Here is an 11,393-nt window from a genome sequence, read left to right as displayed (position 1 = left end):
CGTCTCGAACAGACGCGAGGCGGCCGGCCAGGTGCCGGCCGTCTTGCTAGCTGGAACCGTCCGACGACTCCTGACGGCGTTCGAAGCGACCGCAGGCCGCCAGCCAGGCGTGCCGCAACAGTCGGTGAACATCTTTCTCGGAGTTCGGACCCGGATTGACGACAGCGAGCCAGCCGAGCGACCCGTATGTCGGGTGGGGGACCACCGTGTCATCCGGCGCTTCGCCCGTTCCGGCGGTCAGTTCGCGTGGCGCGACACCCACGTACTCCGTGAAGAGTTCGCGCCCAGCCGCAATGTTCACCCGAAACGCCCCTGGGCGGTCGAGCCTTGACTGTTCCTCACCGGGATAGGTCTTCGTGACGATCGTGGCAACGGGCTGCGCCGCGGGAATCGTCCCGTCCGGCGAGTAGTAAAAGAACGTGTCACCCCAGGCAAGTTCAGGTGAACCATCGCCCTCGCTCGGGGTCTGAGCAACAACTCCGCCGAGTCCGGTCACGAATGTCACGATGTCGTCGATAGTCATGCTTCTCTTTTTCAGACGGATGCCTGTGGCGCGGCACGAGGACAGCGAGCGTCATTCTAGGGCGGTCTTTCGCGGGCCGCGACCCTCTGAGCGCACTCGGGTTCCACGCCTAGCATGGTCATGATGTCGACTTCTCTGATGCATCCAGCCCTCCCACTTCCCGATGTATCCGACGACGGTTTCGTTCGTGTTCGGGGTGCCAGGGAGAACAACCTCGTCGACGTGAACGTCGATGTTCCCCGCGGGTGCATCGTCGCATTCACCGGGGTGTCCGGGTCCGGAAAGTCGTCGCTGGCTTTCGGCACGATCTTCGCCGAGGCGCAGCGCCGGTTCCTCGAGTCGGTCGCGCCGTACGCGCGCCGGCTCATCGCGCAGGGCCACAACCCGCACGTCGACTCCATCACCGGGTTGCCACCAGCGGTCGCGCTGCAGCAGCGGCGAGGAGCCCCGAGCACCCGATCGACGGTCGGCACGCTTACCACCCTGTCGAACTCGATGCGCATGCTCTTCTCGCGAGCCGGTTCGTACCCGGCCGGAGCACCGCGACTCGAGTCGGACTCGTTCTCACCGAACACGGCCGTCGGAGCCTGCCCGCGCTGCCACGGGCTCGGCATCGCCCACACCGTGACCGAAGCGTCGGCGGTGCATGACCCGTCATTGAGCATCCGCGATGGCGCGATCACCGCGTGGCCTGGCGCCTGGCAGGGCAAGAACCTGCGTGATGTCGTTGCCGGTCTCGGCTACGACATCGACGTGCCGTGGCGTGATCTGCCGCGCGCCGACCGTGACTGGATCCTGTTCACAGAAGAGCAGCCCGTCGTCGAGGTCACACCCCAGCGCGATCGGGTGGCCAAGCCATACAAGGGCAGGTTTTGGAGCGCGAAGAGCCACATCCTGCACGCGCTCGCCGACTCCAAGAGTGAGACCTCCCGGGCGCGTGCCGCGCGGTTCGTCGAGTCCGGTCCGTGCGACCTGTGCGGCGGAAGTGGTCTCACTCAAGCGGCGCTCGCCGTCACCTTCGCCGGGCACACCGTCGCCGGGCTGAACGCGTTGCCGCTCTCTGAGCTCGCCGAGGTGCTTCGACCGACTGCCAAGCTCAGCACCGCAACGGCCGCCGTGGCATCCGCTTCATCTGGTGAAATGACCGAGGTCGCCGTGACGATCTCGAGCGACCTGCTCGGTCGGATCGAGGTGCTCCTCGGGCTCGGGCTGGGGTACCTCAGCCTCGACCGCAAAACGCCGACCCTGTCGCCCGGTGAGATGCAGCGTTTGCGCATCGCGACGCAGCTGCGCTCGGGCCTGTTCGGTGTGATCTATGTGCTCGACGAGCCGTCCGCCGGGCTGCACCCCGCCGATGCCGAACCGCTGATGGTTGTGCTCGAGCAGCTCAAGGCGTCGGGCAACAGCGTCTTCGTGGTCGAACACAACATGGACATCGTCCGTCGTGCCGACTGGCTCGTCGACGTTGGGCCGAGCGCGGGAGCCCAGGGCGGCCGCGTGCTCTACAGTGGAGCCGTCGACGGGCTGGCGTCCGTCAAGAAATCTGTGACACGGCGGTTCCTCCACCCGAAAGCCGAAACCCCGACCAAGCCGCGCGACCGGCGGACGGCCACCCGTTGGCTTGGGCTGCGTGGGGTGTCCAGGTACAACCTCGTTGACCTGGATGTCGATGTTCCTCTCGGTGTGCTCACGGTTGTAACCGGTGTGTCCGGTTCCGGTAAGTCGACGCTCGTCAGCGGCGTGCTCGGCGATGCCGTGCGTGAGGGGCTTCGCGCCGGTCGGGCGCACACCGAACCGGCGCAGCCGGACGTCGAGGCCGACGATGCTGCCGCGCCGCCAACCACCATCGCTGGTGTTTCGGGGCTCGAGTCAGTCGATCGCATCGTTCGGGTTGACCAGCGGCCGATTGGTCGCACCCCGCGGTCAAACCTCGCCACATACACGGGCCTCTTCGACGCGGTGCGTTCCACGTTCGCTTCGACAGCGGATGCCACGGGTCGCGGCTACGACGCCGGTCGCTTTTCGTTCAACGTGGCTGGTGGGCGCTGCGAAACCTGTCTCGGTGAAGGCTTCGTGGCCGTCGAGCTCCTGTTCCTCCCCGGGAGTTACGCCGCCTGCCCTGACTGCGGTGGCAAGCGATACAACGCCGAAACGCTCGAGATCGAGTATCGCGGCAGGAACATTGCCGATGTGTTGGCGATGACCGTCGACGAGGCTGCGGAGTTTCTGACGGACATCCCGTCCGCGGCCCGCGGCCTCGACACCCTGCGCGACGTCGGGCTCGGCTACCTGCGGCTCGGCCAGCCGGCCACGGAACTCTCCGGCGGCGAGGCGCAGCGCATCAAACTCGCCACGGAACTGCAGCGTGCCCGTCGAGGCCACACGCTCTACCTGCTCGACGAGCCGACCACCGGGCTGCACCCCGCCGATGTCGAACTGCTGCTGACACAGCTGAACAAGCTCGTCGACGGCGGAAACACTGTGGTGCTCGTTGAACACGACATGGGTGTTGCGGCATCGGCCGACTGGATCATCGACATGGGCCCCTCGGGAGGAACCGCGGGAGGCCGTGTGCTCGTTTCTGGCACGCCAGCCACTGTCGCCGCCCACGAGGGCAGCCGCACGGCGCCCTACCTGGCCGAGCGGCTGTCGAATCTGTGAGGTCTGCCGAGCGGGGTCCAGCCGACAGGTAACGGGCCGGCAATGTTCGCGCGCCTGGCGTCCGCTTCCGCTGACCAGCCCTGCGCCTCACCCGCTCCGGCCTCCCCGACGGCTCCGCGGGCCATCCGAAACCCGACGTCCTCGAGCACGGCGTCTGGCGCATTGCCTCGGCGAACAGAGGCTCGGCAGCTCCACGCCTGATCGGCCCAGCCGCCACCGCGCAGGCTGCGGTAATCGCCGTACCGAGCCGGATCCGCATAGTCCCAGCACCATTCCCACACGTTGCCGATCATGTCGAAGAGGCCGAACGCGTTTGGCGCCTTTCGCCCCACCGGTTGTGGGTCGGCAACTTCGTCGGCCGCCGTCCATGCGATCTCGCCGAGCGGTCCGTAGGTTGATGCCGTCGTTCCTGCCCGGCAGGCCCACTCCCACTCCGCTTCGGTGGGCAGCCGGAACCCGTCTGCGCTGACATCCCACTCGACGGTGCCGTCGTCGAGAACCGAGTACGCCGCAGAAAGGTTCTCTGCGACCGATGCCGCGTTGCAGTATGAGATCGCCTGTTTCCAGGCCACCGGATGCCACGGCGTCGCGTCCGCATCACTCCTCGTCACCGTGACTCGCGCGAGTTCGAATGACTCGAGTTGCACCGTCCGCTTGGACCCTGTCCTTGCGTCGCGCAGTGTGATTTCGCCACTCGGAAGAGCGGCGAACTCCCGGATGCGATCCGTTACAGGGTCGTCACCATGCCCAGCCATCCGTCTCCCCTTTTTTTCGGGAATGACGTTGCTAGATGAAGTCGGGGGACTGCGCTGCTGCGTGACGGATGGATACGTCAGCGTGGCGGTCGAAACGGTAGCCGACGCCGCGCACGGTGCGCACGATGTCTTCGTACCGGCCGAGTTTGGCACGCAGGCGGCGAACGTGCACATCGATGGTGCGCTCGTTGGGTACCTCGTCGTCGCCGGCCTTCCAGAGCGAGGAGATGAGTTCGGCTCGGTCGATGGTGCGGCCCTCGCGAAGCACAAGGTACTGCAGCAGTTCGAATTCCTTGTAGGTGAGGCCGACCGAGTCGTTGTCGAGGACCAGGCGCTTGCGCGAGATGTCGATGACGACGCCGGAGTGGGCGCGGTCGAGTTCTTCGTCCGCCTCGACGTCACGGTTTTTCGCGAGTGCTGACGGGTCCTGCAGCGCGAGCCGCACGACATCGACGTCGCGACCGCCGGCTCCCTCCGGTGCGAGCGCAACGGCGGCGTAGGTTTCTGACTCCGGCGCGAGCTCGGCCGTGAGCGCCTTGAGCGCGTTCACGATGGCGCCGAGGCTGGTGCCGGCCGCAGCGGCCTTGGCATCGTCGATGCCGACGTAGAGTACGAATCCGCGAGCTTCGGTTCCTTCGGGAACGGCACGGAGGTTGCGGTTCCGAGCGGCGGGAGCTGCTGCGGTCGCCGGGGAAGCTGTCGACGGGGCGAAGGAGGTTGCGTGTACGAGTGACATGAGAGAAGTCCTTGGATGATGGGGTTCGTCGAATCCGGGTACGCCGGAAGGATCTTCGACGGGGAGTCGTGTTTGTGGCGGCCGGTGCTACGGCCTGTGCGAATGCGGGGTGTGGCATTCGGTCACTCGGCAACCGGAGGGGTCAGCGCGAGTGGGGCGAGGGGTTCGCGGTCAGCGACACATTCGACAACACATGACTGCGCTGCTGGCCATCATCAAGCCGGCAGTTCCATGACGCTCGGAGGAGCCCAGGAGTTGCGCGTTATCAGTCATGGGCATGAGTTAACCCCACTGTGTCAGCACGTGTCAAATCTTTGCACTGTGTGACGATTTACTGCAGAAAAGTGCAGATTATGTGGAGCGCGTTGGCTCCATCCGAAGGATCTTCGGCGCAGTTTCGAGCGCGGCGACGCGCGCCGAAGGATGTTCTACAGCGCGAAAGGCTTAGACGAGGCCGTAGAGGCGGTCGCCTGCGTCGCCGAGACCAGGCACGATGTAGCCGTTCTCGTCGAGTCGTTCGTCGAGAGCGCCGAGGACGATCGTGACGTCGCGACCCTCGGTTGCCTTTTCGAGGGCTGCGATTCCCTCGGGGGCTGCGAGCAGACAGATCGCTGTCACATCGATGGCGCCGCGGGCAAAGAGGAACTCGATGGCCGCGCCGAGCGAGCCACCTGTGGCCAGCATCGGGTCGAGTACGAAACACTGCCGGTCGGACAGGTCGTCCGGGAGGCGCTCGGCGTACGTCGCCGGCTCGAGGGTCTCCTCGTTGCGCAGCATGCCAAGGAACCCGACCTCCGCGGTCGGAAGGAGCTTGACCATTCCCTCGAGCATGCCGAGGCCCGCACGAAGGATGGGAACGACGAGTGGACGCGGTGTGCTGATCGCGAGACCCGTTGTGGTGGTCACAGGGGTCTCGATCTGCACGGGCTCCGTGCGCACATTGCGCGTTGCCTCGTAGGCGAGGAGCGTGACGAGCTCCTCGGTCAGTGCACGAAAGACCGGCGACGGCGTCGTCTTGTCACGCAGCACCGTGAGTTTGTGGGTGATGAGGGGGTGGTCCGCTACGTGCACTCGCATAGGCTCTAATCTACCGTTCCCCCACTCCCGCCGATACCGTTGCCGATCCGGCGTCGATCACCCCGAGGAATCCGTGCCACTTCCCGAACTGCCAAAGCACATCGAGTGGATGAACACCGCGCTCACCGAAGCTCGGCTGGCGCTTGAGACTGCGGACGTGCCGGTCGGAGCGCTCGTCGTGAACGCGAACGGCGACGTGCTCGGAATCGGGCGCAACGCGCGCGAAGCCCGACAGGACCCTACTGCTCACGCCGAAGTCGAGGCGATTCGCCAGGCGGCCGTTGCATCCGGAAACTGGCACCTGACCGACGCGACGCTCATCGTGACCCTCGAGCCATGCGTCATGTGCGCTGGAGCTATTCTCTCCGCGCGGATTCCGCGTGTGGTCTTTGGTGCGTGGGATGAGAAGGCCGGAGCCGCCGGAAGTGTCTACGACGTGCTCCGCGACCGCAGGCTCAACCATCGCGTCGAGGTGTATGCGGGGGTTCAGGCGGATGCCTGCGCTCGCCTGCTCACCGACTTCTTCCGCGGCGCTGAGTCCTAGCGGGCGATCACCGTCGGAGCGCCGAGGCGTGCCAGTACGCCGTGGCTGACCGAACCGAGCAGGAATCGGGCGACGGCGCCGCGTCCATGGCTGCCGACGACGACGAGTGACGCGTTCGCGGCCTCGCCGTTCAGGATCGTGACCGGGTCACCCTGGCTGACCACGCGCCGCACGTTGAGGCTCGGGTGGTCGGCACTGACCCACTCGATCGCGCGGGTGATGGCCTCGTGCCCGGTTTCAGTGAGGTCTTCGACATAGTCGACGGGGAAAGCGAGGTCGTAGCCGTACACGACGGGGTTCGGCCACGCGTACACGGCGACGAGTTCCTCGCCGAGTCTTTCCGCCTCGTCCGCCGCAAACGCGAATGCATGGCGTGAGCCCTCTGAGCCATCCACGCCGACAACGATGCCCTTGCGACCGCGCGGATCGAGTCCGGGAATCACGGCGACCGGAGTTGTACTGGCGGCGGCGATCCGGAAACCGCGTGTGCCGTGGCGGGAGGCACCATTTGCGCTCGCGTCACTTCCGACAACAACCATGTCGACCTCGGCCGAGCGGGCGACGAGTTCGGTCAGCGGGTTGCCCTCGACTGAATCGGTGGAGATATCGACACCGGATGCCACGGACCGCGCGAGCTCGGCGCTCGCCGTCAGCACTCGCTCGACGGCAGAGCCGGTTGCCTGCAGAAGGTCCTGGCTCCCGGCTCGGCGGATGCCCTCGTCGACGATGTGCACGAGCGAGAGACCGAGGTCGCGAGACGCGGCCCGCTCGGCTGCCCACAGCACCGCTGACCTGCTGACGTCGGGGTCCTTGACGCCGACCAGGATTCGATTCTTCATTGAATGCCTCCGTTGTCCACACGGTACCGCAGGCCGACCGTGGTTACCAGAGCGCGCGGGGGCGGCGAGTCTCGCCGCCGGAATGTGGACTCGGGAGGACTAGTCGGACCCGGGTGCGTCCGCTGCGGCCGGGGGGAACTGCTCGGCCGGCTGCCGATACACATCGGGTTCGAGATAGATGACACGTGCCGTCGGAACGGCGGCCCGGATGCGCTGTTCGATCGTGTCGATGTGGCTCGACACCACCTGGAGCGGAAGATCCGTGCGGAAGCCGAGCTTCGCGGCGACGAGCAGTTCGTCCGGACCGAGGTACAGCGTCTTCATGTGGATGAGTTTCTCGACCTCATCGCCGGTCTCGATCGCCGCGGTGATGGCGGCCGCCTCCGTCTCGGTGGCCCCTTCGCCGACGAGCAGGCTCTTGGTCTCGATGCCAAGCACAACGGCCACCGCAATGAGCAGTGTTCCGATGAACAGGGTGCCAATGGCATCCCAGCTCCCGTCGCCTGTGACCACCGCGAGAGAGACCCCGACGAAGGCAAACGCGAGTCCGAGGAGCGCGGCGACGTCTTCGAGAAGAACGACGGGCAGTTCAGGTGCTTTCGATCTGCGGACGAACTGCACCCAGGTTTGCTTCCCACGGACGTGGCTCGACTCCCGGATCGCCGTTCGCAGGGAGAACGACTCGAGCACCATGGCAATTCCCAGCACCGTGAGCGGCAGCCAGGGCAGGTCGATCGGGTGGGGGTCCTGCAACTTGTGGATGCCCTCGTAGATGGAGAACACGCCGCCGACCGAGAACAGGATGATGGAGACGACAAACGCGTACACGTATCGTTCGCGGCCGTAGCCGAACGGGTGTTCCTTATCGGCCAGGCGCTTTGCCTTGCGGCCGCCGAGAAGCAGAAGCAACTGGTTGCCCGAGTCGGCGAGTGAGTGCACACTCTCGGCGAGCATCGACGACGACCCCGAGAAGACGAACGCGATGAACTTGGTGAGAGCGATTCCCATGTTCGCGAGGAACGCCGCGATGATTGCCTTGTTTCCACCGGTTGCGCTCACAGTCGATCTCCTTCGATCCTGCGGGCAGTTTAGCCAGTGAAATCCTTTGCCTGCGCGGTGTAGACAAATGGGCGAAGCGGGTGCAATGGGACGAGGTCGAGCAGGGACTGAACGCCGTCGAGGGGGGCTCCAAGCGGCGAGGCCAGGACCGACCCGGGGGCCTGTCGAGCGAGCTCGATCGCCAGGTGTTCCCGCATGATCACAGCGTGCGTCGCCAGGGCACCGACGGCGCCCACCCGGACGGGTTGCCCGGGCTGCCAGCCGGCGCGGACCAGCGCACTCGCGGCCGAGTGGGCCAATTCGGCCGCTGCGGCCGCGACGATTCCTCGCGCGATCTCGTCGCCGGCCGTGGCCGCGTCGACAACGTCCCTGCAGAACGACGCGATGATCGAGACGCGCTTGGGGTCGCTCTGCACTCTCATGTACAGCTCGTCGAGCGGCCCGAACCGGGCGGCAGCTGTGGCCTCGAGGGTGGTTGCGCCTGACCTGCCGTCGAAGGCGCGGAGGGCGGCGTCGAGTCCGGCGCGACCGATCCAGTATCCGCTGCCGGCGTCGCCGAGCAGTGATCCCCAGCCGTCCACCTTGGCAACGCTGGTTTCGGACAGGGCAAGAACCACCACACCGGTGCCTACCGCGAGCATGACGCCGGGTTCAACGCCGTTCGCGGCCAGATAACCGGTGATGGAGTCGTGAGCGAGGGCTACCCGGCGCACACCGACCTGTGCCGTTGCGGCGAGCAGGCCCTCAGGGTTCGCGCCGGCGGGCGTGAGGCCAGACGTGCCGACGGCGAGCTCGTCGATGCTTCGCATTGTCTCGCCAGAGAGCTGCACGGTGAGGTCAGCGAGCTGGTCCACCACCGGGCGGTCGGTGAGAACGCCGGGTCGCTCGACCTCGGCCAGAATGCCGCTGGCGTCGGTGAGTCGAAGCCGGATTCCGGACTGGCCGCCGTCAATGGAGAGGCGCGTGGGGGAAGGAGTCGTCATGGGAACTTTCAGGGTTGGGAGTGGAACTCAGGAAAAGGCGACGGATCGCAGGGAGCGAGGGGAGAGGCGGTCCTGCAGGACGAGCGTCGCTGCGCCGAGCGCCGCGGCGTCATTGCCGTTGACAGACATGCGCACCTCGATGGGGTGGATATCGCGCACCATGGCGCGCTCGCCGAGCACCCGTGAAATGGTCCTGACGTAGATCGACCCCGCCGTTGAGAATGCATTCCCCGCAAGAACGATAAGCGGCAGGTCGAAGAGGTTGACCATGGACACCAGCGCACTGGCCAGATAGTCCGCAGACTCCTGGATCAGGGCGACCGCTATCACGTCACCGCGGGTCGCTGCCGCGCCGAGTGTCGCGAAGTCGACAGACGTTTTTCCTGTCAACGGGATGTCCAGGTCGCCGCGAGCGACAGCATCCGTCGCCTTCGCCATGATCGCTCGGGGGCCGGCGAAGAGTTCGAGGCAGCCAAAACTTCCGCACGGGCAGGCGGGCCCGCGAGCGTCGACAGTGACGTGCCCGATTTCGCCGACGTTGGCGGAGAGGCCGTGGTAAATCGTGCCGTCGATCACGATGCCGGAGCCGATGCCTGATCCCATATACACGGAGGCGTAGCTGCCATAACCGACTGTCGCGCCGAGCCAGTATTCACCGATGGCTGCGGCTGTCGCGTCGTTGTCGAACTCGACCTGCAGGCCCGTCGTTGTCGCGAGTGCCTTGCGGAGGGGAAAGTCGGTCCACCCCAGGAGGGCTGGAACGCCGCGGACCGTGCCTGCCACGCGGTCGACAGGGCCGGGAATGGCGATGCCCATGCCGACGATCGAGGTGCGGTCGAGGTTGATCCCGACGATGAGTGACTCGATGTCCTCTGACATCCGTGCGACGACGGAGACCGGTGACGCTTCGCCGGGCCCATCGACGCGCTTGCGACCGACGACGGTTCCTGCGAGGTCGGCGACGACATAGGTGATGTAGTCCTGGCCGATGTGCACGCCGATGCCGAGGCGGGAGGCCGGGTTGATCTCGAGGCGCATTCGGGGCTTGCCGCCCGTGGATTCACCCCTGCCGGTTTCGCTGATGACGCCGTCGGCGAGAAGTTCACGGACTACCGTTGAGATGGTGGCCTGCGTGAGGCCCGTGAGTTCAGCGAGTTCGACGCGGCTGATGGGGCCAGATGACCGGATAAGGTCGAGCGTTCTGCCCTTCGAGTTCGCTCGACGCCGCGTTTTCTCAGTCATGAGGACACGATAACTTACTTCGCTTTATAAAGTGCATGAAGTTAGTGGTTTTGCCTCGTTTTGGGGAGGTTGTCCACTCTACTCTTGACGGGAGCGAACTCGAGTCGTATTTTCCTGCGAGACGGCCGCTGCGGAGGACAGACATGAGAACAGTTGAATCACCCGACGGGACAAAAATCGCCTGCGAGACTCACGGCGCTGGGCCGGCACTGATTTTCGTTGACGGGGCGCTGTGCTGGCGCGACGCCGGGCCGATGCGGCCGCTTGCGAATGAGCTCTCGTCCGGGTTCACCGTCACCCTGTACGACCGACGTGGTCGGGGCGCGAGCGGGAACACCCTTCCGTGGTCTGCCGAGCGGGAAGTTGAGGACCTCGCCGCCGTTATCGACGCTGTCGGCGGTTCGGCTGCGCTCTACGCTGTCTCGTCTGGCGCGGCGCTCGCACTCGCGGCTGCGGCCGAACTGGGGGAGCGGATCAGCGCTCTGGTGATCTTCGAGCCGCCGTACCTCGGGCCGGATGGGCGTGAGGATGCCCTGGCCTACACGGCGAAGCTGTCGCGGCTGCTCGATGAGGGCAAGCGCGGGGACGCTGTCGAACTCTTTCTCACTCGCGTCGGGGTCCCAGCCCAGGCTGTGGCCGGCATGCGGAGCTCGCCCGGGTGGTCAGCGTCAGAGGCCCTCGCGCCAACACTCGCGTACGATAACGCGTTCATGGGCGATGGCACACTGCCGATCGACCTGCTCGGTCGGGTGACCCAACAGACGCTCGTTGTCGACGGCGGGGCCGTGCCGTTTATGTCGACCGCGGCGCGGAACCTCGCCGATGCGTTGAGCGCGGGCACCCACCACTCCATCGGCGGACAGGGGCACGACGTCGCGCCCGAGGTCATCGCGCCGGTGATTGCCGAATTTCTGACCGGAGTCGTTCCAGCGCCGAGCCAGCCGCCGGCGCGGTGAGGGCTGCAGAGATCCACA

11 protein-coding genes are annotated in these 11,393 nt (G+C 66.0%); 3 read left to right on the top strand and 8 right to left on the bottom strand.

Annotated elements, in window-relative coordinates; all coding sequences use genetic code 11:
* Positions 1-46: 46 nt before the first annotated feature.
* A complete protein-coding gene (locus tag D9V28_RS15345; protein WP_121660579.1) occupies positions 47-523 on the bottom strand; it encodes a DUF6194 family protein in 477 nt (158 codons plus the stop codon).
* Between the two features lie 120 nt (positions 524-643).
* Here D9V28_RS15345 and D9V28_RS15340 point away from each other — a divergent pair, with 120 nt between their 5' ends.
* The gene (locus D9V28_RS15340) at positions 644-3,184 is read left to right on the top strand and encodes an excinuclease ABC subunit UvrA (protein ID WP_183086561.1); all 2,541 of its coding nucleotides are present in this window, start codon (positions 644-646) and stop codon (positions 3,182-3,184) included.
* Here the strand turns inward: D9V28_RS15340 and D9V28_RS15335 are convergent.
* From D9V28_RS15335 to upp, 3 genes are all read right to left on the bottom strand, one after another.
* Positions 3,154-3,939, bottom strand: a complete 786-nt coding sequence (locus D9V28_RS15335) for a formylglycine-generating enzyme family protein (RefSeq protein WP_121660578.1) — start codon at positions 3,937-3,939, stop codon at positions 3,154-3,156. The two genes, D9V28_RS15340 and D9V28_RS15335, sit on opposite strands and share 31 nt — an antisense overlap.
* A gap of 31 nt (positions 3,940-3,970) precedes the next feature.
* Positions 3,971-4,675, bottom strand: a complete 705-nt coding sequence (locus D9V28_RS15330; RefSeq protein WP_121660577.1) for a winged helix-turn-helix domain-containing protein — start codon at positions 4,673-4,675, stop codon at positions 3,971-3,973.
* Between the two features lie 444 nt (positions 4,676-5,119).
* Complete coding sequence (gene upp / locus D9V28_RS15325; RefSeq protein ID WP_121660576.1) at positions 5,120-5,752, bottom strand: uracil phosphoribosyltransferase; 633 nt, start codon at positions 5,750-5,752, stop codon at positions 5,120-5,122.
* A 73-nt stretch (positions 5,753-5,825) separates the two neighbouring features.
* On the opposite strand from upp, the gene tadA reads away from it, so the two are divergent.
* The gene (gene tadA, locus D9V28_RS15320; RefSeq protein WP_342353050.1) at positions 5,826-6,296 is read left to right on the top strand and encodes a tRNA adenosine(34) deaminase TadA; all 471 of its coding nucleotides are present in this window, start codon (positions 5,826-5,828) and stop codon (positions 6,294-6,296) included.
* On the opposite strand, the gene D9V28_RS15315 is transcribed toward tadA, so the two are convergent.
* The 4 genes from D9V28_RS15315 to D9V28_RS15300 all read right to left on the bottom strand — a co-directional run bounded on the left by D9V28_RS15315 (position 6,293) and on the right by D9V28_RS15300 (position 10,419).
* Positions 6,293-7,135, bottom strand: a complete 843-nt coding sequence (locus tag D9V28_RS15315; RefSeq protein WP_121660575.1) for a universal stress protein — start codon at positions 7,133-7,135, stop codon at positions 6,293-6,295. The genes tadA and D9V28_RS15315 overlap by 4 nt on opposite strands.
* Positions 7,136-7,234: 99 nt before the next feature.
* Positions 7,235-8,194, bottom strand: a complete 960-nt coding sequence (locus tag D9V28_RS15310) for a cation diffusion facilitator family transporter (protein ID WP_121660574.1) — start codon at positions 8,192-8,194, stop codon at positions 7,235-7,237.
* Between the two features lie 29 nt (positions 8,195-8,223).
* Entirely contained in the window at positions 8,224-9,177 is a 954-nt protein-coding gene (locus D9V28_RS15305) for an N-acetylglucosamine kinase (protein WP_121660573.1), read from the bottom strand.
* A 27-nt stretch (positions 9,178-9,204) separates the two neighbouring features.
* A complete protein-coding gene (locus D9V28_RS15300) occupies positions 9,205-10,419 on the bottom strand; it encodes an ROK family transcriptional regulator (RefSeq protein WP_121660572.1) in 1,215 nt (404 codons plus the stop codon).
* 143 nt (positions 10,420-10,562) lie between these two features.
* On the opposite strand from D9V28_RS15300, the gene D9V28_RS15295 reads away from it, so the two are divergent.
* Positions 10,563-11,375 (top strand): alpha/beta fold hydrolase, encoded by an 813-nt coding sequence (locus D9V28_RS15295; protein WP_121660571.1) that lies wholly within the window; start codon positions 10,563-10,565, stop codon positions 11,373-11,375.
* Positions 11,376-11,393 lie beyond the last annotated feature (18 nt).

This window comes from Mycetocola zhadangensis (assembly GCF_003668565.1).
GTDB lineage: Bacteria > Actinomycetota > Actinomycetes > Actinomycetales > Microbacteriaceae > Mycetocola_A > Mycetocola_A zhadangensis.
This window is presented reverse-complemented; position numbering and strand designations above follow the sequence as displayed.